This is a genomic window from Paenibacillus sp. SAFN-117 (genome assembly GCF_051966115.1).
GTDB classification, from domain to species: Bacteria; Bacillota; Bacilli; order Paenibacillales; family NBRC-103111; genus Paenibacillus_L; species Paenibacillus_L residui.
This window is the reverse complement of sequence record NZ_JBQCLK010000005.1, coordinates 152,703-178,244: the sequence shown is the minus strand read 5'-3', so window position 1 is coordinate 178,244 and position 25,542 is coordinate 152,703. Positions and strand designations below refer to the sequence as shown.

Annotated in this window: 28 protein-coding genes and 1 pseudogene; 21 read left to right on the top strand and 8 right to left on the bottom strand. The window is 50.2% G+C overall.

Annotation, left to right across the window (positions count from 1 at the left end):
- Positions 1-594: 594 nt before the first annotated feature.
- From ACTHRH_RS05465 to ACTHRH_RS05435, 7 genes are all read left to right on the top strand, one after another.
- Positions 595-1,452: a hypothetical protein gene (locus ACTHRH_RS05465; protein ID WP_379287737.1), complete on the top strand. Its 858-nt coding sequence runs from the start codon at positions 595-597 to the stop codon at positions 1,450-1,452.
- Between the two features lie 41 nt (positions 1,453-1,493).
- Positions 1,494-1,904 carry a copper amine oxidase N-terminal domain-containing protein gene (locus ACTHRH_RS05460; RefSeq protein WP_440414472.1) on the top strand — a complete coding sequence of 137 codons (411 nt, stop codon included), beginning with the start codon at positions 1,494-1,496 and terminating at the stop codon, positions 1,902-1,904.
- Positions 1,905-2,006: 102 nt separating this feature from the next.
- Positions 2,007-2,378, top strand: coding sequence for an HD domain-containing protein (locus ACTHRH_RS05455; protein WP_379287732.1), 372 nt, complete (start codon positions 2,007-2,009; stop codon positions 2,376-2,378).
- Positions 2,379-2,595: 217 nt separating this feature from the next.
- The gene (locus ACTHRH_RS05450) at positions 2,596-3,021 is read left to right on the top strand and encodes an NUDIX hydrolase (protein WP_379287729.1); all 426 of its coding nucleotides are present in this window, start codon (positions 2,596-2,598) and stop codon (positions 3,019-3,021) included.
- A gap of 129 nt (positions 3,022-3,150) precedes the next feature.
- Positions 3,151-3,378 (top strand): alpha-hydroxy-acid oxidizing protein, encoded by a 228-nt coding sequence (locus tag ACTHRH_RS05445; protein ID WP_440414475.1) that lies wholly within the window; start codon positions 3,151-3,153, stop codon positions 3,376-3,378.
- Positions 3,379-3,410: 32 nt separating this feature from the next.
- Positions 3,411-3,566: a hypothetical protein gene (locus ACTHRH_RS05440; protein ID WP_440414469.1), complete on the top strand. Its 156-nt coding sequence runs from the start codon at positions 3,411-3,413 to the stop codon at positions 3,564-3,566.
- On the top strand, positions 3,551-3,868 hold the full coding sequence (locus ACTHRH_RS05435; RefSeq protein ID WP_440414467.1) for an alpha-hydroxy acid oxidase: 318 nt from the start codon (positions 3,551-3,553) through the stop codon (positions 3,866-3,868). The genes ACTHRH_RS05440 and ACTHRH_RS05435 overlap by 16 nt, the downstream gene beginning before the upstream one ends.
- Here ACTHRH_RS05435 and ACTHRH_RS05430 read toward each other — a convergent pair.
- Positions 3,865-5,367: an oligosaccharide flippase family protein gene (locus ACTHRH_RS05430; RefSeq protein WP_440414465.1), complete on the bottom strand. Its 1,503-nt coding sequence runs from the start codon at positions 5,365-5,367 to the stop codon at positions 3,865-3,867. The two genes, ACTHRH_RS05435 and ACTHRH_RS05430, sit on opposite strands and share 4 nt — an antisense overlap.
- Positions 5,368-5,450: 83 nt before the next feature.
- The gene (locus ACTHRH_RS05425) at positions 5,451-6,587 is read right to left on the bottom strand and encodes an amidase domain-containing protein (protein ID WP_440414463.1); all 1,137 of its coding nucleotides are present in this window, start codon (positions 6,585-6,587) and stop codon (positions 5,451-5,453) included.
- A gap of 205 nt (positions 6,588-6,792) precedes the next feature.
- Between ACTHRH_RS05425 and ACTHRH_RS05420 the strand changes: the two genes are divergently transcribed.
- Entirely contained in the window at positions 6,793-7,218 is a 426-nt protein-coding gene (locus ACTHRH_RS05420; RefSeq protein ID WP_379287723.1) for an Hsp20/alpha crystallin family protein, read from the top strand.
- Positions 7,219-7,261: 43 nt separating this feature from the next.
- Here the strand turns inward: ACTHRH_RS05420 and ACTHRH_RS05415 are convergent, their stop codons facing one another.
- The gene (locus tag ACTHRH_RS05415; RefSeq protein ID WP_440414461.1) at positions 7,262-8,131 is read right to left on the bottom strand and encodes an AraC family transcriptional regulator; all 870 of its coding nucleotides are present in this window, start codon (positions 8,129-8,131) and stop codon (positions 7,262-7,264) included.
- 117 nt (positions 8,132-8,248) lie between these two features.
- On the opposite strand from ACTHRH_RS05415, the gene ACTHRH_RS05410 reads away from it, so the two are divergent.
- From ACTHRH_RS05410 to ACTHRH_RS05400, 3 genes are all read left to right on the top strand, one after another.
- Positions 8,249-9,325, top strand: coding sequence for a Gfo/Idh/MocA family protein (locus ACTHRH_RS05410; RefSeq protein WP_144937800.1), 1,077 nt, complete (start codon positions 8,249-8,251; stop codon positions 9,323-9,325).
- A 21-nt stretch (positions 9,326-9,346) separates the two neighbouring features.
- A complete protein-coding gene (locus tag ACTHRH_RS05405; protein ID WP_440414458.1) occupies positions 9,347-10,204 on the top strand; it encodes a sugar phosphate isomerase/epimerase family protein in 858 nt (285 codons plus the stop codon).
- Between the two features lie 622 nt (positions 10,205-10,826).
- A complete protein-coding gene (locus ACTHRH_RS05400) occupies positions 10,827-11,849 on the top strand; it encodes a Gfo/Idh/MocA family protein (RefSeq protein ID WP_440414456.1) in 1,023 nt (340 codons plus the stop codon).
- Between the two features lie 137 nt (positions 11,850-11,986).
- On the opposite strand, the pseudogene ACTHRH_RS05395 reads toward ACTHRH_RS05400, so the two are convergent.
- Positions 11,987-12,503 (bottom strand): annotated as a pseudogene (locus ACTHRH_RS05395) (spore coat protein).
- A 143-nt stretch (positions 12,504-12,646) separates the two neighbouring features.
- Here ACTHRH_RS05395 and ACTHRH_RS05390 point away from each other — a divergent pair.
- The 3 genes from ACTHRH_RS05390 (at position 12,647) to ACTHRH_RS05380 (ending at position 13,807) form a co-directional block, all read left to right on the top strand.
- Positions 12,647-12,793: a hypothetical protein gene (locus tag ACTHRH_RS05390; RefSeq protein WP_186328367.1), complete on the top strand. Its 147-nt coding sequence runs from the start codon at positions 12,647-12,649 to the stop codon at positions 12,791-12,793.
- Positions 12,794-12,822: 29 nt separating this feature from the next.
- Positions 12,823-13,386 carry a spore coat protein gene (locus ACTHRH_RS05385; RefSeq protein ID WP_379287712.1) on the top strand — a complete coding sequence of 188 codons (564 nt, stop codon included), beginning with the start codon at positions 12,823-12,825 and terminating at the stop codon, positions 13,384-13,386.
- A 64-nt stretch (positions 13,387-13,450) separates the two neighbouring features.
- Positions 13,451-13,807: a phage holin family protein gene (locus ACTHRH_RS05380; RefSeq protein WP_144937789.1), complete on the top strand. Its 357-nt coding sequence runs from the start codon at positions 13,451-13,453 to the stop codon at positions 13,805-13,807.
- A 383-nt stretch (positions 13,808-14,190) separates the two neighbouring features.
- Here ACTHRH_RS05380 and ACTHRH_RS05375 read toward each other — a convergent pair whose 3' ends face one another.
- Positions 14,191-15,963, bottom strand: a complete 1,773-nt coding sequence (locus ACTHRH_RS05375) for an RNA polymerase sigma factor (RefSeq protein WP_440414453.1) — start codon at positions 15,961-15,963, stop codon at positions 14,191-14,193.
- A gap of 413 nt (positions 15,964-16,376) precedes the next feature.
- Here ACTHRH_RS05375 and ACTHRH_RS05370 point away from each other — a divergent pair, with 413 nt between their 5' ends.
- Positions 16,377-16,856 (top strand): Fur family transcriptional regulator, encoded by a 480-nt coding sequence (locus tag ACTHRH_RS05370; RefSeq protein ID WP_440414451.1) that lies wholly within the window; start codon positions 16,377-16,379, stop codon positions 16,854-16,856.
- 827 nt (positions 16,857-17,683) lie between these two features.
- On the opposite strand, the gene ACTHRH_RS05365 is transcribed toward ACTHRH_RS05370, so the two are convergent.
- Positions 17,684-18,709 (bottom strand): serine hydrolase domain-containing protein, encoded by a 1,026-nt coding sequence (locus tag ACTHRH_RS05365; protein ID WP_440414449.1) that lies wholly within the window; start codon positions 18,707-18,709, stop codon positions 17,684-17,686.
- A gap of 17 nt (positions 18,710-18,726) precedes the next feature.
- Positions 18,727-19,302: a TetR/AcrR family transcriptional regulator gene (locus ACTHRH_RS05360; protein ID WP_144941058.1), complete on the bottom strand. Its 576-nt coding sequence runs from the start codon at positions 19,300-19,302 to the stop codon at positions 18,727-18,729.
- 217 nt (positions 19,303-19,519) lie between these two features.
- Between ACTHRH_RS05360 and ACTHRH_RS05355 the strand changes: the two genes are divergently transcribed.
- The 4 genes from ACTHRH_RS05355 (at position 19,520) to ACTHRH_RS05340 (ending at position 23,449) form a co-directional block, all read left to right on the top strand.
- A complete protein-coding gene (locus ACTHRH_RS05355; RefSeq protein ID WP_440414447.1) occupies positions 19,520-21,208 on the top strand; it encodes an alkaline phosphatase in 1,689 nt (562 codons plus the stop codon).
- Between the two features lie 282 nt (positions 21,209-21,490).
- The gene (locus ACTHRH_RS05350; RefSeq protein ID WP_144941062.1) at positions 21,491-21,964 is read left to right on the top strand and encodes a MarR family winged helix-turn-helix transcriptional regulator; all 474 of its coding nucleotides are present in this window, start codon (positions 21,491-21,493) and stop codon (positions 21,962-21,964) included.
- Positions 21,965-22,019: 55 nt separating this feature from the next.
- The gene (locus ACTHRH_RS05345) at positions 22,020-23,204 is read left to right on the top strand and encodes an ArsA family ATPase (RefSeq protein WP_144941064.1); all 1,185 of its coding nucleotides are present in this window, start codon (positions 22,020-22,022) and stop codon (positions 23,202-23,204) included.
- On the top strand, positions 23,201-23,449 hold the full coding sequence (locus tag ACTHRH_RS05340) for a hypothetical protein (RefSeq protein WP_144941066.1): 249 nt from the start codon (positions 23,201-23,203) through the stop codon (positions 23,447-23,449). The genes ACTHRH_RS05345 and ACTHRH_RS05340 overlap by 4 nt, the downstream gene beginning before the upstream one ends.
- Positions 23,450-23,522: 73 nt before the next feature.
- On the opposite strand, the gene ACTHRH_RS05335 is transcribed toward ACTHRH_RS05340, so the two are convergent.
- Positions 23,523-23,765: a hypothetical protein gene (locus ACTHRH_RS05335; protein ID WP_144941068.1), complete on the bottom strand. Its 243-nt coding sequence runs from the start codon at positions 23,763-23,765 to the stop codon at positions 23,523-23,525.
- 141 nt (positions 23,766-23,906) lie between these two features.
- Between ACTHRH_RS05335 and ACTHRH_RS05330 the strand changes: the two genes are divergently transcribed.
- Entirely contained in the window at positions 23,907-24,692 is a 786-nt protein-coding gene (locus tag ACTHRH_RS05330) for an alpha/beta fold hydrolase (protein WP_144941070.1), read from the top strand.
- A complete protein-coding gene (locus tag ACTHRH_RS05325) occupies positions 24,667-25,266 on the top strand; it encodes a TetR/AcrR family transcriptional regulator (protein WP_144941072.1) in 600 nt (199 codons plus the stop codon). The genes ACTHRH_RS05330 and ACTHRH_RS05325 overlap by 26 nt, the downstream gene beginning before the upstream one ends.
- Positions 25,267-25,542: the final 276 nt, after the last annotated feature.

Sequence of the window (25,542 nt, the reverse complement as noted above, 5' to 3'; positions counted from 1 at the left end):
TAAGCATGCCTGCAGAGGCTCCATGTCAAGTCGGCACCTTAGAATCGGTAGAATACGCAAACTTACGAAAAACCTCCCAAAAGAGAGGAATTGTATACATGGTTATTTTTTTATGGTGCGGACTCCGGAATTAGGGGGCCTAGCCGATAATGCAGGTCTTTGCGGCGTTTTTAGTTAAAAACGGCAAAAGACGAGCAGTTGTGCAGGTGAATTAAGCCATTTGGCCGATTTTTGGATTTTTGAGGGGAAGGACTTGCATTATCGCTCGTCTTTTACGAGATTTAGCTCATTACCGCTAAAAGACATGCACTTATGATGGTCTTCAATCTATAGGGTTGTGATGAAGTGAAGGGAGGAACCTTCCCGGCTATATTTTCTGTCGTCCTGATCATTCTGGGGGTCCTGTTCATCTTCTGGGGATGCTTTAAGGACGAATATAACCGTTTCCATAAGCGGTAATATGTCTTGAAAAGGGAATCGCGAGACCGATTAATCCGAGCAAGATTGTGTCAGCACTGCGCAACTGCGTTGAAGACCCAACGTCTAATAAGGAAAAAGCGATTTCAGTTACTTGATCCGGAAGGGGAAATGGCAATGGCCCGCTATAAGGTATTCATCAGACGTACGGCTGCTTTTCTGTTGGGCGCTTTGCTGACGAGCGCTTTTATCAATGATAATGGCGTCCAAGCGGCGGGAACGGGACTGGTCAACGAGCAGGGGGAAGAGATTAGGCTGGAAAGCCGGGTGAATGACAGTATTCTATGGCATGTTCCGCTGGAGAACATCGAGGATGTTTATTATCATGGAACGATGCTGCATGATGAGCAGGGGAATTCATATATTCTCGCGGACGGAAGCCTGGTTTCCATCGATCTCGAGGGCCGCCGGCGTTGGTCGTTCGATGTTCCAAGGCACGGAATCGCTCCGCGCGGTCTGGTCCGGGGCGAAGATGGAACGATTTATGTGCTGGAGGTTGAGGAATTTAAGGATGACCGCTATACCGACCGAACAGGCTGGATCACGGCCGTTGACCCTTTTGACGGAAAGATCCGGTGGCAAAGGGGTATGCCGGAGGGTCACAGGCTTAGTTCAAATTTCGTGACTGCGGCCAATTCCAGCGGGATCATCGTGGTTGCGGCCTCAACCGGCTCTGTTCCATCATTAAGTGGAACCTGGAGAAGAGAAGCTTCGATGTTGTCCAATCGGCGGATAACGAATTGCTTCGCCAGCTGGGGGTGCCTTATGATCCCGCCGGAGGCCAATACTGCTTCAACGGCGGCGGGTTGTTCAAAACGCTTGGCCCCGGCCAAAATCTGTGGCAGTATCAGCCGGATCCTTCTTACACTTATGCAGCTTACGTGCAAGCGGATGCGTCCGGTAATTTGTCATTCACGGATAATGGAGGAAGCTGGCATCGGGCCGATCCTGATGGAAACCCGATCAGCGAGCTAAGCGTAAGAAACCATTCGTTAACCCATTCTGCACACTGGAGCTTGGCTAACGGTACTTCGATTGTTGCGTCAAATACATTCGGCATTATGGCCATCGGTGATGAGAACCGTCCGATTACAGTCTTTGTCCGCGGGACACGCCTTAACTCGGAGGCAGAGGCTTCGCTGGTTAACAGCCAGACCTTCGTGCCTCTTCGCGCGACGGCAACCGCTCTGGGAGCGAACGTGCAATGGAACGGGGAGGACCGGAGCGTGAAGGTGACTCTGGCCGAGCAGGTGATCACTTTATGGATTGACCGGCAGCAGGTCAAGGTAGGCGAAGAGCATTTTCTCCTGGAAACCGCCCCCTTCCTCCGGGATGAGCATACGATGGTGCCTCTAAGATTCCTGTCTCAAGCTCTCGGTTACGAGGTCGATTGGGATCCGGTCAACCGTTTCGTCCATGTCCGTTAATGTCTCTTTATTTCCCATATAAACACAAAGGAAGTGTTCCTGTTGAATCTTGAAAAAATCCATGAGATCGCTTTTAGAACGATGGGAAAGAGGAAATCACATTTGAACAGGGAAAGAGGGTTCATCTACTACCATTGTGAAAGAGTTGCGAAAATTTCTATTCATTTAAGAAAGGAACTGTTTCCGGACGATTCCTCCCTGGATGACCGGATTTATGTCGGAGCCCTCTTTCACGATGTAGCCAAAGGTATCGAACCCCATCATCAAACCGGATCCGCTTTAGTCCGAACATTGCTGCAGGAAGAATGCACGGGGGAAGAGCTGGACGATATAGCGGATATTATTCGGTATCATAATACCCGTCATCAGGAGGATTTGCCCTTTTTCATATCAAAATTGTTCAGGATGCCGACGTGCTGGACCATTTCGGTTCCCTGGAAATCTGGCTCAAATTTGTGTACAGCGGCCATATGAACGAGAACGTATTTGATGCAATTAGGTTATGGGAAAGCGAAGAATACAAGAAATATTTGGAGAACTCAAGGCATTCTTTAAATTATGAGAGGTCCAGGGAGATCTTCGACCGGAAAGTCGAATTTGCAGCCCAGTTTGAAAACCGGTTTCGTTGAGAATGTGAGGGCCGGATCGATTTTTAGAGTGCAGGTTTGTGTAAAAGGAGGAGGAGGCGCTGTTGAAGCGAATTGACGTCGTTTATTCATTAATCACCAATGTGGAACGGGATCGGATTTTAATGGTTAAGAACAGGGACAACGGGCGCTGGACTCTTCCCGGCGGAAAAGTAGAAGCGGATGAAACGCTGGAAATAGCGCCAGCGAGGGAAGCTTGGGAGGAAACGGGGCTGAAAGTAAATGTGCACGGCATAGTGGCCGTTAATGAATACATAACGGAGAAGGATCAGGAGCATATTATTTTCTTTACCTTCGCGGCCGAGATCGGCGAGGGACAAGAAAAAATCGTCATACCGGATGAAATCATGGAAATTGCGTGGATCGGTATAGAGGAGGCGGATCGTCTGATGCCATACTACAAAGAAGGGCTTAGCGCGATCGTACGGAGAAATCAGTCCGTCACTTATTTTAATGAAGGCAGGTTCTGAGTGGGTGATCGGGTTAAATTGACTTCGGTCAAAAGTATACGAGGATTAAAGCGGTTGAGCGGTGATGGGCTGATTGTCTGTCTGCCCGCTCGGCCGCTTTTTTGTCCTTTACCCATCTTCGCGGAAGCGATGGAAGGAGCCGTGAGGTGGTTTCAACTCTATCCTCCCAAAGACCGCAAACTGACAGACAGCTTCTTACAGCGTGCCGAAGCCGCGGGTTATTCGGCCATCGTAGTGACTATAGATTCGACTTTGCTTGGTTGGCGGGAGAGAGATTTGCGCAATACTACCTTCCGTTCTTATCCGGACATGGGATGGGAAATTATTTCTCGGACCCTGTCTTTCTCTCCTCATTAGACAAACAGCCCGAGGAGAACCTGCGAGCTGCAGTGGAGAAGGCGCTGGATGAAGGAAATCATATCTGCTTCACCTGGAAGGAGCTCGATTATATTCGTGAGCGGACGAAGCTCCCTTTATTAATCAAAGGAATCACCATCCCGATGACGCGGTTCTCGCGTTGGAGCATGGGGTGGACGGAATCATAGTATCCAATCATGGAGGACGTCAACTGGACGGGGACATCGCCACTCTGGACGTATTGCCCTCGATTAACGAAGCGGTAAACGGGAAGGTTCCTATCCTGCTTGATGGCGGGGTAAGGCGGGGGGCGGATGTACTTAAGGCCATTGCGCTCGGGGCGGCAGCCGTTCTGGTTGGCCGGCCGTATGCCTATGCATTGGCAGTGGCCGGCGAAACGGGCGTATGGGAAATGCTTCAGAACCTGATGGTCGAAACCGATTTACAGCTGGCTATATCCGGACGTGGGGTATTGATTGGGCTTCGTTAAGAGCTTTTTTTGTATGTCTGCATAATAAACAGGCTGAACAATCCAAACAGCACTGCAATGCTTAGGATTGTGCAGAAGGGCTGAGGGAGCGGAAGCAGGTTAACCAGCCATTCGGCCCCCGGAGTACCGGCCAGACATAGAAGAAGGAGCAGCAATGCCCGCCGGATTGGAAGAGAACCGGACAGAATTGTCCGCTTCTGTCTCGATATGGCTACCAGGTTCCACAGCATGGATACTAAATCCAGTGAAAGCAGGCCCATTGCCGCTCCGGCATAAGCAAACCCGGGGATGCCTAGCAGCCCGAAGTTCAGGCCGGCTGAGCATAAAATTCCTGCGGCCAGGCCGAACAGAGGAGCTTTTTGATTCCCCGAAGCCCACAGAATCACCATCGTCAATTCTTGAAGACCGGATAATAAAGGAGCGAGGAACATATAGCGGACGGGAACGGCTGCTGCCTCATCCGAGAAAACTAACAAAGAGAGATCGGTGGAATAATGCCAGAGAACCCAGGAAGAGCCTATCCCCCACAGGATACCTATTTGGATAGCGGAGCGGGCTCTTCTTGAGAAACGGAGGACATCCTTGTTTTTCCAATCGGCAGTAACTTTGGCCGCCAATGTAAAGGCCAGGGCGGAAGTAACCAAGGTGGGCATATATACGATCGTTGCGGCGACCCCGGCAATTTGGCCGAATACGGATGCGGCTTCCGATGCCGTCATTCCGGCATGCTGTAACCGGCTGGGGATAATGATGGCATCCATGAAATCGGAAATGGGTACAATGAGCCGGGCCGCAGAAATCGATAGGGCGCTATAGAGGAACAACCGGAGCCCGCTGTCGGACCATGCGGATACGGAAGCCCGGGTTTCCGCGGATCTGAAGGATTGCCGGCGAAAGAATAGGAAGGCCAGCAAAAAAAGATAGGCGATTAGAGCCCCTGCCGCTGCCCCGATTACGGCTCCGCCTACGGCCTGTCCCAGGTCAGTGCGAATCCATAGAGTCACTACCAGAAGCATGACACTGAGCCGGACAATCTGTTCCATGATTTCGGACCAGGCAATCGCTCCATAGAATTCAAGCCCTTGAAGAAAACTGCGCAGAAGAAAAAGCAGAGGAACGAGAAAAAGAGCCGGTGCCAGGCAGCGAATAGCCGCATCCAGTGAGGAATGGCCCAACCAGCGGGCTATGCTCGGAGCCAAATGATAGCATAACCATGCCAGCATTCCCCCAACGGAGGCCAGCAGCAGGGTAGCCGATTTATAAAGCTGCCAGCCCTTACGGTGATCCTGGGCCGTTGCCAGGGCCAGTGCGGTAGGAAAGCCTCCGGAGATGACGGTCAGGGCCAGCCCGTAGAAGGAATAGGCCATCTGATATAGTCCGATCCCTTCCGCCCCAAGCAATCGAAAGAGCGGAATTCGGGCGGCGAAGCCGAGGATTTTGACAACAAAAATGGCACCCGCACGCAGTGCCATTTGCTTAGCGAATATAGGCAATCCCAAAGGGTCTCCCCTCCAAATAAATAACGGTTATGTGTGCTCTACATTATATGAGCCTGTCCCGCCAAATATGAGGGGAGTTAATGTTAATCCTTGATATGGATAAGCCAATATTTCGTATATTTGTCCCAGCCCAGGTCGAAGGGAACTTGATACCGGTCGGCCGTATGCGAATTAACCAAAGGGTAGCCGTGAACATCGAAGCCGACAACGATCGAAAAGTGATCCACATCCCCGTCTATTTCATAGGCAATAAGATCACCGGGCTGGATTTTGGAGAAAGCTCCATTCGGATGTTTATCGGTTTTCTTGATTACTGCATCGAACGTTCCTCGGGCCACCACGGTCCCATACCCGCTGTGCAGAAGAAAATGTTTGAACGAATCGGTCCTCACCCAGCTTTCGCTTCCTCCGGCTTTAAAGCGGTACCGCCAGCCGTGAGTCATTTTCAATCCGCCGCCTTCTTCCGGATCACCAAGCACCTGGGATGCGAAATTCGTACAGTCGCCGCCCAAATCGGTATAGTCTCTATATTTTTGATTGTAGCGGTTATTATTGCCGGCACCCCATGCAAGTCCCGCATATTTGTTGGCATAGCTGACAGCCCGTTCGCGTTGATAGCGCCTTGCTCCGGATTTGGGCACGGACAGGCTGACTCCATCCGAACGGAAAAATGGCATTCCTTCCTCAGCCGGAGCAAGCTCCGGGATTAATTTCGGATTTTCGGTCAGCGGATCCAGATAATATTCGCGGGCAACCTTCCAGACCCCATCGTTTCGTTGAAGGTTCAGCACATGGCGGGTGCCGATGCCGAAATGCTGGGGCTGCTCCGGCTTACCGTTATAAGCGTATGAAAGCTTCAGGGACTGAACCAATGACACTCGGGCCTGATTTCCCGAAATTTTTACCCGCACCAAGCGTATACGGCTCTCGGCATCGGTTAATGACAGAAACCGCTTGCCGGCCCAAGTCTGAATATATTCCTTCCTAAGCTTCTCTTGCCGGAACGCGCCACGTGCGGCAGCCTCCGAAGTGAGGTAATACTCTTTCAAGTTGTCATCATTCGAATGCACAAGCATATGAGCCCGCTCGTCAAATAATTTGGTTATCCATTGTTCTAGCTGTTGACGTTCTATACTTTGTTCCTCGGCCAATACGGTCAGAGGGAGGAAAATAACGATAACAACTATAATGATTAATGGACCCAGCCGTTTCGGATTCAAGGTAACTCTCCTTAGATGTAATGGTTATTTTTGAATTACCCATAGAATATCCGTAAACCTCGGAGAATATCCGGAAGAGAAACTCATTAACAGCTTCTATTGGGTGAAATATGACCTGCGATGCAAGGAAGTTACTGTCGGAATAGCAAACCGCCGATTGGTAATAATGACAAAGAATGAATAAACATCAGGAGGATAAACAATCATGCCATTAATTCCATACGAGCCGTTTAAACATCTGGACAATATGCGGCGGGAGCTGGATCGCTTCTTTACCCATGATTTGGGATTCAAAGGTGCCGGCCATCTTAATATAGACGTCTATGAAACGGAGAATGAAGTCGTGGCTACATGCGATATACCGGGCTTGGAGAAGAAAGAAGATGTTCAAATCGATATCGATTCTAATGTTCTGACGATAAGCGGAACCATAAATCGCTCCAACGAAATTAAGGAGGAGCATCTGCACAGACAGGAGCGGTACGTCGGAAAATTCCATCGTTCGATCAGCTTGCCGCACAACGTCGCTTCCGAAGGAATTACCGCGAGCTATAAGAACGGAGTTCTGGAAGTCCGTATGCCAAAGCAGCAGGCAGACAGCAAAAAAAGAATCGATGTTCAATTCCATTAGATAAAAAGGAAAAAGAGGGAGGGTTCCCTCTTTTTTTAATGCCTTAATGCCGCTTCTTCATTTTCCTGTACTCCGTCGGAATGATTCCTTTCTTCTCGCGAAACATCCGGTAGAAAGTTTTGTAGGAACCGTAACCAACCTCGTGAGCGATTTCCATTACGCTTAGATCCGTTGAGACAAGCAGCCCGCTGGCATGTCTGATTCGCAGGTCATGCAGAAAATGGACGAAGGTTTGGCCGGTAGCTTCCTTAATCACTTCGCTGATGCGGGACAGACTCATAGAGAACATCTGGGCAAGATCGGACAGCTGCAGCTCTTCTTGATAGTGATTATGGATAAAATGAATGATCGGCCAAACCGAGCTTCTGGTCCCTGCACTCGCTGCGGGCAGCGGAGTAGGAGCGTCCCGGTCCTGCCGGTAGCGGTCGAACCGGATGAGAATTTCCCAGAGCTTCGCCTTCAGCATCGTTGCACGCCAACGCTTCTCCTGCTCATATTCCTGATACATCTCACGGACCAGATTATGCATCAGCTTCATATCTTCATCCCGAAACTGCGCGAACGAAGGCATTTGATCCAGATCGTTGACCAATCCGCCCAGGCTGCCGCTATTTCCCGTGTCCATCAATAAATCCAGGCTGAAAGCGCAGTTATACAGCTTCAGCACAGAACCCGGTTCGGTAAAGATCTCATGTACCTGATAGGGAAGAATGAAGGTAAATGTCCCGGGGACCATCGGATGGGTGACGCCGTTAATCTTTTCTTCACCGCAGCCCTCCACAACATAGGAGAATTCAAGGTAATCGTGGCGATGGGCGGGATACCCGTTCGCGAGCTGATTCAGACTTAAGTGGAGCGGGAAGTTCGTATGCATATTAGGGTAGTTTTTTAAATATTTTGGAAAATGAGTCAAGCCAAGCTCCCTCCGAAAAAATGAGACATCTCCCGAAACCTTCGGTATGCAAACTATTCTTTCTTATTTTATCATATCTGTGGATAGAAGAAATGAGGATGGTTTGGAGGAATGAGAATGTCTGCATCGGACAAAATCAAGCTGGGCATCATTGGCGCCGGAAACATCGGGAATGTCCATTTGAAGGAATTTTCCGACTTGAAGGATTGGTGTGAAATTACGACCGTTACGGATGTTTACGCGCCGCTGGCGGTATCCCGGGCCAAGGAGTACGGGATTGCCAATGTGACCGGCACAGCGCAGGAGCTTATCCACAGCCCCGAGGTCGATGCGGTGGTCGTCGCCGTGCCGAATCAGTTCCATGAGTCGTTAGCGGTGGAAGCATTGTCGGCCGGAAAGCATGTTCTGCTGGAGAAGCCGATGGGCATGAACGCCGAAGCGGCGAAGAACATCTATAAGGCAAGCCGGCAGACGGACCGCCGGTTAATGGTTGCGCATCAGATGCGATGGGAATCGATTCCGATGCAAATCAAGGAACAGGTGAATCGCGGGGAATTGGGCCGCATCTATACTGCGAAGACCGGTTTGTACCGGCGCAAGGGCATTCCCGGCTGGGGAACCTGGTTTACCCGTATGGATCAATCCGGCGGCGGACCGTTAATCGATATCGGCGTCCACATGCTGGATCTGGCCTTGCATTTGATGGGCAATCCCAAGCCGGTCTCGGTGTATGGTTCAACCTATGCGGAATTCGGCCCAAGGAAGAAGGGAATCGGGACCTGGGGCAAGCCCGATTGGGAAGGAATATACGATGTTGAAGATTTCGCGACGGCGCTCATCAAGATGGAGGACGGCAGCTCGTTGACGCTTGAGGTAAGCTGGGCGGTGCATATGGATACGGACAGCTCGCCGTTCCTTCATCTTATGGGAACCGACGGCGGTGCAAGCTATCGGGGAGGCTCCGGCAAGCTGTTGACGGAGAAATTCGACCGCACGTCAGAAGTGGAGCTGAAGAAGCCGGAAGAAGACGAGGGCCCCCGCAGAAGGCTCAGCCGACACTTCCTGGAGTGCATCCGGGAAGGGAAGGAGCCGCTCACTTCCGCTCTTAGCGGCTATACGAACAACCTGGTGCTGGACGCCATTTACGAATCTTCCCGCACCGGCTGCGAAGTTAAGTTAAACTGGGATCTGTAGAGAAGAGGAGGTCATCGTTCGATGAAATTTGGACTGACTCGGGCAGGGATTGGCAGCATTGGAAGCGATGAACAATGGTTGCAGGCAGCCGCTGAATTCGGTTTTCAAGTCATTGACGGTGATCCTGTTGGGCTGGTTCAGCGGCATGGCGTACAAGGTGCGGCCGAGCTATTGGCCAGGCATCAGGTGACTTTGGGCTCCTTCGGCCTGCCGGTAGACTGGAGAACGACCGATCAGGCGTTCCGTGAAGGCCTGCCCAAGCTGCTTGAAGCCGCCGAGGCGGCTGCGGCACTCGGGTGCAAGAGCTGCTGCACTTATATTCTGCCCTCGACCGATGATGCACCGGCTCCTTTCATGGCGCGGGCGGTCAAACGGCTTCGCCTGTGTGCCCAATGGCTTGGGGCATACGGCATCAAGCTTGGGCTCGAATATGTCGGTCCGCATCACTTAAGAACGCAGTGGAAGCACCCGTTCATATGGACTCAGGCGGATACGCTGGCCTTGATTGAGGCCATTGGAGAACCGAACGTCGGCTTGCTGGTGGATTCGTTCCACTGGTATACCACGGAACTTACTTATGACGATATAGCGAAGCTTCCGGCGCACCTGATTGTTCATGTGCATATCAATGACGCCCCGCCTGTCCCGGTGGAGCAAGTGCGGGATAATGAACGCTTGTACCCCGGCGAAGGCGTTATTGATTTGGCGGCATTTTTGCAGGCACTGCATAAGTCAGGATATCAAGGTGCGGTTACGCAAGAAGTGCTGACCAAGGAGCCTTCGCAGGAGGATGCCCGGGCGCTGATGGAACGGTCGAGAAAAGCGCTGGATCGGGTGCTGGCCGCAGCCGGGTTGGATCTGCTGAAGAACCGGTTATAGATCGAATACGTATTTAGCGTTATGCGGGGCCGCTGGACTGACGACTAGTGAGATATACCTAATGGTGCAGTTCAATTGAGATTTATACGACCGGTTTTTCTACCAGAAAGCCGGTCTTCTTTGTCGAATCCGCTAAAATTTGGCGGAATAAGGCCTTGCATATCCGTTACAATTGCATAGATACGGTCACAAACTATGTGGTCTTTCATATGGGAACATGATCGTTTACACCGGCTTAGTGTCCGTGGAGTTCGTTGCCTTCTTAGCAACAAAAATGAATGCGCTTACTTGCGGAGGTGGCTCCATATTCGATCCTTTCAGCCAACCTTACTTGGATAGGATGGCCATTAAGCATTAGGCCCCCGGATTAGACAGCAGACATGGGAGCCAGACGGAACACGAACGCTCCCGGGCTCTCGGAATGGTATCGGACGTTTGTTATTCGAAGAAAGCGGCAGAGAGAAACCCCTTATGGAAAGAGAGAGCAAGAGCGAGGAACGACTAATAATTTATACCAACAAACCCGATAAATGGCTTAGGAAGATCAGCTTCATTAAGTGTATAAGGAAGAGGTCTAGGCAATGGTTTTACTATATTAATGTAGAGAAAGGGGTTGTTATTAATGAACAAAGCAACGGAGCAATTTGCAGTGATTGGCTGCCAGCATGCGCATATTGAAATCTTTATTCGGGAAATGCTGGAGCTGGGCTACGCCTGTGCAGGGATCTTCGATGAAGATGAAGAGGGGTTGGCCCGCACCCTGTCCGACAAATTCGGGATTCCGCTCGCGGAGAACATGGAGAGCTTATTAGGGGATTCCGTTAAAATCGTAGGCTGCGCTGCGGTCAACGAGGACAAGATCCGCATTATTGAAATATGCGAAGATCGCGGCAAGCATGTTATGGTGGATAAGCCGGCAGTGACCGGCGAGGATGGCTTGTTCCGGCTGAAAGCCGTTCTGGAACGAGGGAGGATTCAGGTCGGCATGCTGCTCACCGAACGGTTTCATCCCGCTATTTATACTTTGAAGAAACATATTGATGACGGTATCCTGGGAGAAATCGTCACCATAGGGATGCGGAAGCCCCATCGTCTCAATGCGGACAAAAGACCGGCCTGGTTTTTTTCTAAAGAACAGTCGGGAGGAATTCTGATTGACCTTCTGGTTCATGATTTTGATCTGCTTCGCTGGTTTACAGGCAAGGAGATCGACCGGATTGACGGGTATGTCAGCAAAACCATTTTATCCGAGTATCCTACGTTCAATAATGCCGTAAATGTGCATGTAGTTTTGGATGATGGTATTGTAGCTCAGTTGTATGCGGATTGGCATACGCCGAACCAGAGCTGGACGTGGGGGGATGGGCGGATTTTCGTGACGGGAACGGAAGGAATGGTGGAGCTCCGACTGCAAGGGGATCCCTTCGTTCACGAGGATGCCGTCATGATTCAACTAACCAATCAAGAGTCAGCGGTAATGGTTCCGCTCCTGTCCCCACCGTACACGATTACGGAGGATTTTGTCCGCAGAATTCAAGGTCATGAGGCAATTCTGAACCATGAGGATATCTTGAAAACGACGGAGGCCACCATCAAGGGAGACGGTCTGGTCGTTATGCTTAACACACAGAATAGGAAAGTATAGTAGACATAGAACGGGTTCCTGTTACAACAAAACCTCTGCAAACCCCCTCCCAGGATAGGGCAGGGGGTTTTTACATGTACATGTATAAGGACGGTTCCGAAAAAAGCGCCCTGCAGCCGCTTGGAATTTTCGATCGGTTACATGCTTAGAGCCTTCTTGACATTCTTCACATCATTGGCCAAGAGCTCCTTCAAATGATAAGAGGGATACATCCCCCGCTCGTACATAAAGTTGAAAATCTTCGCATGTAGTTCAATTGCGCTGTTAAGATGCTTGCGAAACGTATTTCGCAGCTGAGGGGTAGCGGTTTCCGTAATTGCGATTGCGTAATTTCGCACCGAAGTTTTGGCGAAACCGAGCAAGTGAGCGGCGTAGAAAGGGGTCATATCCTCACGGCTGCTGCTGATTCTCGAACTGACCGGAGCCTGCGGGTAATATTGTAGAAGCTCTTTAAGATTACGCTCCAGTTGCATGAATCGCTTCGGCATAAAGTGAATGAAGCTGGCGATCCTTGATGTCCGGCAGATGCATTTTGAATGCCGTCAAATGGTTGGCCTGGAAAGCGGCCAGTTCATGCATTTCCAAGGTTTCGTGCCATGCCAGATGCTTCTGGTCCGGCTGCCTGCATGTAGATTCCAACGTTGTTCCCTCCATTAAAGTGATGCAATACTGTATGCCCACAAACGGCTAAATGAACGTTGTCTTATTCATTTCACCGGGATTACTTACTTTCCCGCCGACAAGAATAAAAAAAGTTTCCTGAGGACACTCTATTTTCCAAAGGGGGGTTATATCAGGTGCCTGACAACCGGCAAGCCGAACGAATGCAGGATGAACGACAGAGCGATTCCGGCAAGAAGCAACCGGGGAAATCTCCCGAGGGAAAGCGGCGCATCCATTCGGAGAAAGTCCGCTATGCGAACGCAGACCGTATCTATGATTGATTATAGAGATGACAGGAGGTAATTTTCTTATGCAATTGGCCGCACATGAGGCGCAGGATTTGCATGAATTGGCGATGAGCTGCGTTAATTCGATCACGAACATGGCTTGCTTCCTGAACCAGGTTCAAGATGCGGAGCTTAAAGGTATCCTACAGCAGCATTTTCCGGTACACATTCAGGACTATAATATGAAGGTGGAATACCTAAGCAATGCGGAAGGAGCGAAATCCAAGCTCCAGCTTCCCGATTTGCTCCCTGTCCTGCAGTCCTTTACCCAGTCACCCGCAGCTCCTGTGCCGGTGACACCGAGAACCTCGGTGCAGCAATTCAATGACCGGGAAATAGCAACCGCCTATTTGCTCACCTTGAAGCGCTCAGGAAGAGAATATGCCTGGGCCGCCATGGAAATGAGCAACCCGCAGATTCGCAGCTTCCTGGAGGATGCTTTCCGTATGTGTTCCCGTCATGCGTATGATGTCTGGCAGTGGATGGTGAAGAAGGGCTTCTATCCGCTGGAGCCTGCTGCTCCAACGACTCTGACCACTTTAGGCGGCTTGTACAAGCCGGTCCAGGAACCGGTCGCTGTCCCATAAACGGCCGAGCCCTCTTAATTGCTAAGAGGGCTTTGCACACTGAACATTACGAAGGAGGATTTCCATGGCGAGTCTTATAATGAAGATCATTGCTTGCCCCATAGGCGTCCTGATTGCCGCATGGCTGTTTCCCAACGTGGATTACGGCGCTTACTATCAAGCGATCATTGTCGGATTGATTCTGGCTGTGGTCGGAGTGCTGATGGAGTATTTGCTTTTAAAAAGAGGAACGTTATGGACCAGCACCTTGATGGATTTTATCGCATCCGTGATCATTGTGTATTTCGTATCCAACATGTTCGCGGGGGCGTCGGTTACGTTCTGGGGAGCCGTGCTAACCGGATTGCTGCTGGCCGTCATCGAATACTTCACGCATCTATGGCTGATTCGAAGCGGGAGAACCCAGAAGTCTCCTGCCTGATGTAGCGGCACCGGTTTAGTCGCTGTTTGTTAGACGGACCCCGGCTACTCAGGAATAAGAAGAGCTCATCCAAGCAGGTAAGGTCTTAGAGACCTTGCCTGCTTTTTTTCTGTTTCCGGATCGGTTGTGCCGTTCAAGACGTCGGGGTCAGAATCTGCATCATTGAAACATTGGCTAAATACAAAATATTGACAGTAAAATGAGGCTTTTAATGCCATGGAGCGAGGCTTGTTGATCTGATAGTGTGATACGATTATCCGCAATATCTATAAAAGGCGAAAGGTAAGGCCATCCTTTACGGGGTGGCCTTACCTTTTTGGGTGGTAGAGCTATTCTCAAGCCGGCGGCAGGGAGTGGGGGGCCTTAATGGACCAGTTTCATAATTAGTAAGCTAGCGCCTCATTCATCTGTTCAAGCAGTGAAACGGCCTGCTCCTCCAGCCCCTTTACAGATTCCAATACCATAACGGCACGTTCGCGGTTCTCTACCGAGTTTGGATCGCCCCCTGAAGGAAAGGGGAATAGCAGAGTAAGTTCTCGCAGTTGTTCCGCCGCTTGTCGATACAGATGTGCAGCCTCGGCACTGAGAGCACGGATGCGTTCGTCCGCTTCGTCGCTTCCCTGCCACTCTGCGTTAATTTCACTCAGGAATTCAGCAGCGAGTCGGCGGGCATCCTGAACAACTGCTATATTGTAGGCATTTCCGTTCGGCTCAATCTTGCCGCCGCGGAAAGCATTAATCCATACATCATAGGCGCGCAACCCCCGTTCTCCACGATCGGTCGGAGCCTCTTTCCCATGGTAATGATCGAGAATCATCGATAACGCATCCCGAAGCATGGAACGTTGGTCTTTCTCCGTCCGTTCCTCCAGAGACAGTATGAACAAATCCTCCAGCGTCCCCCGTCCGAGATGATCGTACGGAAGCTTGTCATCCTGCATGCATTCCATTGCCGTCAACATCCGCTGTTCATCATCATAGCCATAGATGACCCCGAATTCCGGAATGAACAGATCCCAGGACAGAACCGGAATGCCTCTGTCGATGGAACGGTGAATCAGGTCCAGGGCGGCCGGGAGCTCTTCTTGAAGGGGCCTTTTCTCTTTGGCGGCTGCCGTAAGCAATGCAGAATCCATCAAGTTGGTATTATCTCCGGGTGCATCGCGCTTGTCTTGAGTTTCCACGATACGGCAGCTCCATCCAATGTTTTGCAGGCCCCTAGACAGAATATCCCGGAACGGGTACATCGTCGGTCCGGCAATATGGACATCGTCATGACAAATGGTAATACGAAAAGCTTGCCCGGTAAGGCCCATCACCATCGGCAACGACAGCTTCTGATCGGTATAGCTTAACATGCGGTGGAAGGCCCAGCCTGCCGTCGTCCATGTACCAGGTGCATGAAATGTCGATGTTTTCGATAATATTTTAGTTTTCAAAGCGCCCAAATCCTTTCGCTCTATCATATATTGGTCGACTTCTATACGGATTCGTTCTCGGGCCACTTTCTTCCGCGAACGGGACAGAATTTGATAGACGTTGGTGGATGATAAGCTGAACAATTTTGCGATTTCCTGCGGCGATAAATGATCGAAAAAATGAGACTCAAAAATTTGCCTCTCCCGCTTGGTTAAACAACTGAGCAGGCCAGTGATCATTTCATGCAGTTGTCGGCGCATTAAGTGTTCTTCTGGATTATCGTTAGTGCTTGCATTATCAGCCAGCAAACGCGAAACGCGATGAAGAATATCATCCAAATTCGACCAAACTACGCTAGTAGAGTCCTCATTTTCCCCGTTACGTTGCAGCGCCGAGAAAGACCTCTCCCGCACAACCGGGTTGCTTCTCAATCGGGAATACGCTTGATTGCGGACGATCCTGTGAAGCCATGGCAGAAACCGCGCAACATCGACCAACGTCCCCAAATGTAAAAAGGCACGAATCAGAGCATCCTGTACGATATCTTCTGCCAGGAAAGGCTCTCGAGTTAATGTTTGCGCGTACCCGAACATTTGCCGCCGATGTCGCCGGATCAACTCTCCGAACGCCTCTCGGTCGCCAGTCTGCGCTCGCTGCACCAGAACGCTGTCTTCAAGCTTATCCAGATCATGCTCCGTCTCTTCATTTGCTGACTCTGCGTTTTTAGTCCAAATCACGTTGTTCCCGATAAATAACACCCCGCTATATCGACCTAATATAATGACTCGAAAGAAAAGAGATTTCTGACAAAATGAATAATTAATTTTCCAAAATCTTTTATTTATCTTTGTATCCTATTCGCGCCCTAGCACTCGTACCCTTTTTTGGTGGAAGTGTGATTCGACTTTTTTTCATGAAAGAATGCTCATATTTGGCTCCTCTGGATAATTAAGGGGATTCCCTTGACAAAAAACTCGATCACAAGTAAGTTGGATGTAGCTATAACATTTGTGTGTAGCAAACTTTTGTACTGAAGAGCACCGGGAGGACCGGACTAAAAGAGTGCTTATCCGGTAGTTGAGAAGGATGGAACGTGTTGTGATTCGATCATGATCGAGGATGGTTTTCAAGAAGGAGGTGCTTCCTTGAAATGAATACCGCAGAAAGCATTGGCAAAATCAAAAGGCTGCTGGCCGAGCAGGGATACAAATTGACGCCGCAGCGTGAGGTAACGCTGCAGGTGCTGATGGACCATAAGGAAGATCATCTGAGTGCGGAAGAAGTATACATGCTTGTGAAGAACCGCTTTCCCGACATCGGCTTGGCTACCGTCTATCGTACGCTGGAGCTGCTGGTGGAATTGAAGGTGATTGTCAAGGTGATCTTCAAGGACGGCGTGGCCCATTACGATTGGCGCAGCGAAGATAACAACCATCTGAGCCATCGGTTGGTGTGCAGCAGATGCGGACATTTGCATAAAATATCCGAAGACTGGCTCATGGAGATAGAGGAGAAATTATATCAGGAATACGGGTTTCGCGTGCTGGATCATCGTCTTGATTTTATTGGGCAGTATCTCGTCTGCCAGCGGGGCGGCCATTGCCAAAGAGAGTGCAAAGAGGTGTCGTGACCCGCTGCCGATTACCCCGCAGACAAAGTTTATCACTTCACTTTCGCTGCTTGATAATGCTAAACAACCTTGACGTCATTTGGCCGTTTACCTATTCATTCCCGACTTAACGTTAGAGCCAAATCCGTGATTCCTGCTTTTTATGACGGCTTCGTTAATTCAGTCATGCAGTCGCGCAAGACAACAGCACGGTTGATTCTGCCTAACTGGATTTCATGCAGCTAGTTTGCTCCTCTGGAGTGAAAGTCGGTAACTACCTTGAAAATCCGTCTATTTTACCGTCTGCAGGCATCGTTGCAAGCGGAGCGGCACGTCTAACTGTATTTTGTACAGGTAGATTCAAGCGAATGGGCGAAAATGATCAAACTAACTGGATAAACTACAGTTAAAATGGGCAACTTTGGGCGAAACGGCTGTTTTGGCGCAAACTAGCTGTAGGTTTTCCAGTTAGTTTCCATATTTCTTCCGAATATAGAAATCTAACTGTATGAAATCCATTTAGTTTTCAAGCTTCACACTATTGAAGCAATTCAACTCTATTCTACCTTGAAAATCCGTCTATTTTTATCATCTGCTGGTGCCGCGGTCAGAGACATGGGGGTCTAACTGGATTTCATGCAGCTAGTTTGCTCCTCTGGAGCGAAAGTCGGTACTAAGTGGAAAAATGCAGCTAGTTTGTGGAAAAAAGGCGATTTCTGCAAAAAACCTCGATTCTAAATGCAGTTTTTCCATTTACTTTAATCACTTTTCTACCTACATAAAATAGAGCTAAATCGTCTTTTCCAATTAGACGCGCCATTCCGTTTGCTCGACCCAGTATAACATTTCTAAACCAGCTTGATGATCTTGCTCATTAGCATCGCGGCAGTGTTATGTCCGGTAAATTGGTTGACCGTTCCCGTGAAATAAAGATCCTTCTCGGGATCATGAAACGCGAAGGCTCCGGACTGGCCCCAATGGCCGATCAGCCCCTTGTGGAACCCCTTAAGGCTCAGCGGCTGTCTCGAGAGCCCGACTCCATAGAAGAATAATCCCGGGCCCCATAGAAGATTCCAGCTCATCAGCTCCTTCAAATCCTCCCTTGGAAACAAACGCCCATTGAAGAACGCTCTCAGAAATGTCATCATATCCCGCGCAGTGGAGACAATTCCGCCATCAGGCGCTATGGACGCCATATAATGAGGAAGATGTAGGGGTCTGGCTTTATAATAGATCGGAACAGGCCGTGTATCCTTGACATCCGTGAAGACATAAGTTTCGGCCAATTTCAGTTCGTCAAAGATAAACTGCTGGAAGACCGCCCGAATGCTCTTGCCGGTGATTGTCTCGATAAGTCTTCCAAGAAGCTGGTAATTGGTATCCGAGTAATGGGCCTTTCCTTGCTGCCCGGGAATAAATTTGGGCTTGAGCTGCCTGGCCGTGTCCAGTGATTTCTCCAGAGACCATGGCAGGTCCTCGCCTCTTAATAATTTCGAGACCATATCTCCCTGGAAGTAATCGGGGATACCCGAGGTGTTGGACATAAGCTGTTTGACTGTAATCTCTCCCGAATAATCCTTTCCCTTCCAAACGTGTATCCCCCGGATAAGCTCTGTGGGAAGATACCGGCTTATCGGGTCATCCAGCCGCAGAAGCTGATCGGCTCTTAATTTCAGAAAGACGGCGGTTATAAACAACTTGGTGACGCTGGCGATAAAATAAAGATCGTCCACCCTCAAGTTTCCTGCTCCGCTGGTTAAGGATAACGTGTCATCTCCTTTTTCCACACAGATAACGGCTCCATGGATATTTTTCTTTCTTGCGGCCTGGGCTGTAAGCTCATCTAAGAGCGATGGGGTCAACTCCCGCTTCATCTGCAAAACTCCTCTCATCAAGGCAATTCTTGCTGTCGCAGGCGTGCCGCCGTGATGACATCCTCCGCAGCGCTGTCCAGCATTTCCATTATTCTGTCATCGTCGAAATCCGCCGGTAGCAAGCCATTGGCCACCATGACGGACAGACCGGTCTGGAAAATCTGCATTTTCAGCAATATCCCCTTCAGCTCCTCGGTGGAGAAGCCCCCCAGATCGGGATCGGTCTTCATCAGCTCAACCACCTCACGGACAGCCACGTCATTGTATTTCATGTGAGAGTTGTTTTTCATGACCAAATCCCGGTACAGCAAGCTGTACTCCTTGGCAAATTGGAGACTCGCCATTCCGATATCGCGAAAACGAAGTTCCGTCTGCCGTTCCATAATAAGCTGTCTGGAAACGTCCAAAGCTTTCTGCACGACCGCTTCGGTCAGCTCCTCGACTTCGCTGAAATTGACATAGATAGGGGCGATGGAGCTCCCCAGCCTCTGGGCTACCTTGCGTATCGTGATGCCGTCCAATCCTTCGTCCCTGGCAATTTCAAAAGCGGCATCGATTATGTCCTGTCTGGAAAATTTCTTCTTGGGCGCCATCTGCATTCTCCTTGAAATAATATATAACAATTGATCTATATCATATGATACATATTATAACCCTGGTGCCGGTGCAATTCCAGAAATTTATTCCAACAAACGATTGCTCGGCAGGGAAAAACTCTTTCTAACCTTAACCATCTATTAAATATTTAATTACACGGAGTTTACGTTCTTGCTTTATACTGAAGCTACTTTAATCCGAGGAGGGAACAGCATGCATCAGCGTTTCATAAGAAAAACGGCTGCATTATTGATGTCATTATTTATCTTGCTTGGTAGTTTGCCGGGGACCGCAGGCGCAGAGGCGAAAGGCAGGGCCAAGAACGTCATTCTGCTCATTCCAGACGGCATGGGAATAAGCTATATGACGGCGGCCCGGATTTTCAAGGGGGAGGAGCTTTCGTTCGAGCGATATGTGAAGGGCTTGATGAAAACCTATTCGGCCGACACGAATATTACCGATTCCGCCGCGGCAGGCACAGCGATGGCCACGGGCTACAAGACGAATAACGGCATGATCTCCGTAACACCGGAGGGCAAACAGCCGAGTTCCATATTGGACGCCGCCAGGGAGAAGGGAAAAGGAACCGGGTTGGTGGCTACTTCCCGAATAACCCATGCGACCCCGGCTGTTTTTACCGCACACGATCCGAGCCGAGGCAATGAAGTGGCTATCGCTCTGGATTATATCGGGAACGTGGATGTCATTCTCGGCGGGGGACGGGATATGTTCCTGCCGCAGAAGGATGGGGGAAATCAGCCGGAACGCGATCTGATCGCGGAAGCGAAAGATCAGGGCTACGATTACATAACGAGCCGCAGTGATTTAAACCGGGTTACAGGGGATAAAGTATTGGGACTGTTCGATATGAGCGACTTGAAGTATGATATCGACCGGGATCAGGCTAATGTTCCGAGCCTGGCGGAAATGACCGGACTGGCGGTTGATGTATTGAGCAGGAACGATCAGGGCTTCTTCCTGATGGTCGAGGGCAGCCAGATCGATTGGGCCGGCCATGCCAACGACCCCGTTGCGCTTATCCATGATGTGCTTGCTTTCGAAGAGGCGGTCAATGTGGCGCTGGAATTTGCGAAGAAGGATGGAAATACGCTCGTCGTCATTGTGGGCGACCATGAGACAGGGGGAATCAACATCGGCAATACGGCGGGCGGTTACAAGGAAAACATCGCTGTGCTGAAGAAGGCGAAAGGAAGCGCCAATGCGGTCAGGGACGCGCTGAAAAAGCAAGCTGTACAACTTCCGCTCGGAAGCGCCAAGCAGGTAGATGGCCGCTACTATATGCCTGTGAGGGAATGGGTTCGCGAATTGAAGGGGGAGCTTGTTTATGACGAGGCGGCCTCATCTGTGCAAGTATCTGTTAACGGAACCGCATTTGCGATGAATCTGCTGAATGAAACGATAGTTCAGGGGGAAGAAACGGAAGAAGGAATTTACTTCCTGGAGGAGGGCACGGCCTATATCGATGTTCAGAAGGCCGCGACAATGATCGGTCTGCAGGCCGGAATCGGCACCGTGGAAGGAGAGCCCGGGAAAACCAAAGCTTATATCGTCGATATTCGCAAAGTGATGGAGCCGATAGTCGGTTTGGAGTTGACCGAGTCCGACCTTCAATGGCTCACGAGCGTAAATTGGGAGAGCGGCAGCGCCCTGTCCAATGAAGTCGGTACAGTCATCTCCGCCCATGCGTTGATAAGCTGGGGCTCGAGGCATCATACCGGTGAAGAGGTACCGCTATATGCTTACGGCATCGGCGCCGACGAATTCGTAGGGTTGATCGACAATACCGACCTCCCCAGAATTTTGTCCTATCTGATGGGGGTAGAGCATTTCTCCGATGAAACCGAATTTATGCAGAAGCTGGAGAATCGCAGAAATCATTAATCTTCATGTGTATTTAACGTTCTATTTAGATGGGCGATGCTGCCGGCGGCGGAGAAGATGAGGCCGAACTGCAAAATGCGCCGGTTGCCCGGAAACTATGCGTGCTCGAATGCTGCGAGAAGTGCTTGATTCCTGCGGGGACGGGCACTTCTTCGTTTATCGGTGGGCAAACTATTCTGCGGGAGAGTGAGTCGTTTGCATGGTGAAATCGAGGATTGTAATTAATACGAAAGTGTAGTAATCTATAGGAAATACGATATCGTAGTATTAAGGAGTTAAGAGATGGAGCAGCTTTTCGAGCTATTATTTAAAGCCGGTCTGCGACCGCTAAGCATCTTTCCGGATACGAGCCATCTGGAGAGCCAATTAACGAGGTCCGATTGTGCGACTCTGGCGTTATTGAAGTATCACGGCAAGCTGACGATGTCCGAGCTGGCAGAGCACCTTGGGGCGCCTCTCAGTACGGCTACCAGTATTTCCAAACGGCTCGTCAGGAAAGGAATGGTTAGCAGGGAGAAATCGGAGTCCGACCAACGGATGATCGTTAACCGGCTTACACCGGCTGGGGAATCGATAGCGGCGGAGATGATGGAGCTGATGCAGGAGGTATATACTCGGGTTCAGTCTGCGCTGAGTCCTGAAGAGCTTCAGCAGTTTATCGGCCTGGCTCTCAAGGTCGCCAAATCTCTGCAGGAGGGACCGCAATCCGCTGGAGCATCGCGGGCTTCAGAGATTAGGACAATAGAGATAGAATAACCGATAATTTTTTTTACTCTATTACTACGATATCGTACTATTAGGAGGGAAGACGATGAGAATCATTATTTACACGGGCAAGGGCGGCGTCGGCAAAACCAGCATCGCGGCGGCTACCGCATACCAATTGGCTGCTGAAGGCAAGCGGACTCTGGTGCTTAGCACCGATGCCGCTCACAGCTTGTCCGATTCGTTAGGGAGGCCGCTCGGCAGTGAGCCTCAGCAGGTTGATGAGCGGCTGTGGGCGCAGGAAATTGACAGCCTGAAGGAGACGGAACGGCATTGGGGCAGGGTCGCAAGCTGGTTCTCCAGTTTTATGCAGTGGGCCAAGCTGGACGACATTGCTACGCAGGAGATGATGATTTTCCCGGGCTTCGAAGAATTGTTCAGCTTGCTGCGGATTAAGGAGCATGTGGAGAGCGGGCAATATGACGCGGTCATTGTCGATTGTGCGCCGACGGGGGAGACTCTGCGCCTGTTGAGCTATCCCAATCTGCTGCGCTGGTGGGTTCAGAATATTTTCCCTTACGAACGTAAACTGTTGAAGGTGGCCCGGCCGATCGTCAAGGTGGCGAAGGGGCTGGAGCTGCCGAATGATGAAACGATGGACAGCATGGCCCATCTAGTTCTGGAGCTGGAGCAGCTTCAGAAGGTCATTTTGGATTCTCAGATCACCTCGGTGCGTATTGTGCTTAATCCGGAGAAAATGGTCATTTCGGAAGCGAGAAGGGCGTTTACTCATTTGAATCTGTATGGTTTTCATACGGATGCCGTCATTATTAACAAGATCCTTCCGCCGGAAGCAGCCGAGGGTTACTTGGCCGAATGGCAGAAAATTCATCTCCAATACGAGAGGGAAATTGAAGATTGCTTCCGTCCGCTGCCGATTCTAAAGGTTCCGTTGATGAATCAGGAAGTGGTAGGCAAACGGATGCTCAGTCAGGTGGCCGCGGTTGCCTTCCCCGAGGGACAGAGCGGAAGCATGCTGTATCACGGCAAGACGGAGGAAATATACAAGACGGAGGACGGTTATGTCATGAACGTTACCCTGCCGTTCGCCGAGAAGGATCAAGTCAAGCTCAATCAGAAGGGAGATGAGCTGACGCTGCAGGTGGGCAGTTACAAGCGCATAGTCACATTGCCCAGATTGCTTCTTAGCCGTCAGGTCCGATCGGCTAAATTGGCAAACGGTCAATTGACGATTCATTTCAATGATCCGGAAGGAGATGGAGGACAATGAAGGAACGCCTGGAACAGACCGATTGGGCGAAGGCAGCAGTTCATGCCATGGAGATTCACCGCATATTGACGGAGAAGCTAGTGCCGGAAGCGGCCCGGGCGCATTTCAGACGCGCAGAGCAAGAAGCGCTGCTGGGAGTGCGCTCCTGGCTCGACAGCAAGATCGAACAAATCGGTCGGGAGGATGAGCGGCGGGCTTCGCCACGGGAAACACCGCTGAAGTCCATCCCTATCGAAGATGAGTAACGGGGTTGGCCTGTTCCCTAGAAAGAACAATTATGTACCGTCCAGGCATCGTTTAAGGCGGGTTATCCTGGTGTCAGGAAGGCCCGCCCGCTTGCCGGACAATTCTCACATACTCCCGAGGCTTGAACGGGGGAACTCGCTCAGCTTCCATGCCGGTAATTTGCGAATCGTGCGAGAAAATTTGATATCTTGCACCGGTATAGGGCAGGGGGGAGTCCGGGGAATGCCGGCTTTCGACAGATTGATTCAATATTCCTCCGCCCAGCAGTATGACAATAAATAAGAAAGCGCAAATTCTTATTTTGGCAGCCAGCATGAGAACCACTCCTTTACTAAAAGTGATCCCCACCTTACGACATTTTATACGGCTTCAAGTATGACTGGGTATTTTATATTGACTGACCATCCAGTCATAAAATATAATTTGGTTATATTTTCAATCAAGGAGGGAATCACTATGGATCTCTTTTATGAGATAAGGGGAGAAGGCTCGCCGATTGTCATGATTCATTCCGCCGGCGTCGATTCAAGGGTATGGAAGGATATGGCTTCTTCACTGGCGCAATGCTTCAAGGTCATTACCTTCGATGGCCGAGGAACCGGGCGCTCGCCTGCTCCACAAGCTCCGACCCATCTTGTTGAAGATTTGCACAGGCTGATCGAACATGCGGGCCTGGATCGGGTTACACTGGTCGGCCATTCGATGGGAGGGCAGGCTGCGACCGATTTTACATTATCTTATCCAGACATGGTTGATAAGCTAGTGTTGATCGCTCCTTCGCTGTCGGGATACACCTTCTCACAGGAGTTCACCGATTGGATGGCATCGGTGAATGCGGCCGCCCCCGATATTGCCAAGCTGGTCGAGCTTTCCTTAGCCGGCCCGATTTATCGTGTAACGATGGCAGGACCTCATCGTGAGTTCTTTCGTGAACTGACTGTACACTACATGACGAGAGTGTTTACCGAGTGGAAAAGCTATGAAGTTGTCTGGCCTGAGCCACCGGCAATGGACAGGTTGGAGGAAATTGCAGCAAAAACGTTGTTCATCCGCGGTACAGTAGATTGGCCGGACATTTACAAAATCGAGCAACAATTCGAGCGAGTCCCCTCCATCCGGTTTGTCGAAATCGAAGGGGCGGATCATATGCTTATATTGACTCATGCAGAAGAACTTGCCGAACAAATACGACAATTTGTAAAGGAAGGAAACGATAATGCCGCGCACCCGGGAAGAAAATGATCGAATACGTCAAGCCGCTAAAGAAAATATTCGCACATCCGCGATGGAGGTATTTATCGAACGGGGATACCATAACGCTTCGATTGATGATGTTGCCATGAGGGCGGGCGTATCCAAAGGCTTGATTTACAATTATTATAAGGGGAAGGAAGAACTGCTTGCGGAGATGGTAAACTACCGGATCGACGAAATCGGCAGAGTGATGCTGACTGCCTCCTCCCTAGCTTCTCCGTCTGAACAACTAGGGTATATCGTCGAGGGCGCCCTTGACAGCGTCAGGCAGCATCCCCGGATTTACCGCTTTTATTTGCATTTGCAGACACAGCCGGAAGAGGACGAAGTACTGTCCAAGTACAGCCAGATGCTCAATGAGGCGATGGCTAGACAATTTGAAGTGCAGTGTGAGATGTTTGCCAACCTTGGGGTCGAGGATGCGCGATTAAAGTCGCTTTATTTTTCATCTACACTGCATGGAGCCATGTTAATGATGTCCACATACCCGGATCATTACCCGGTCGAAGAAATGAAAGGGCAAATAATTCGGCAATTCTGCTCCAATCGCGAAGCCCATTGATTGCGGTAGACTAGATATGGCGTGATGTGCTTTACTTACCAGCCAAAACCAGCAATCGGCGCCGCAGGAAATAAGCATGGCGGATCGCGCTGCCCAAAAATGATTTGCCTAAGAATATTTTGACAAGAAACGGAATAGAAGCTATACTTAAATGCGTGAATAATAATTTCAAATGCAATGCCTAGGAGGAGTCTGCACAAGCAGGCTCCTTTTTGCCGTTTTTGCGTCCCATCCTTGCAAAATAGCACTTACTTTGGACAAAAATAGGCAATACTG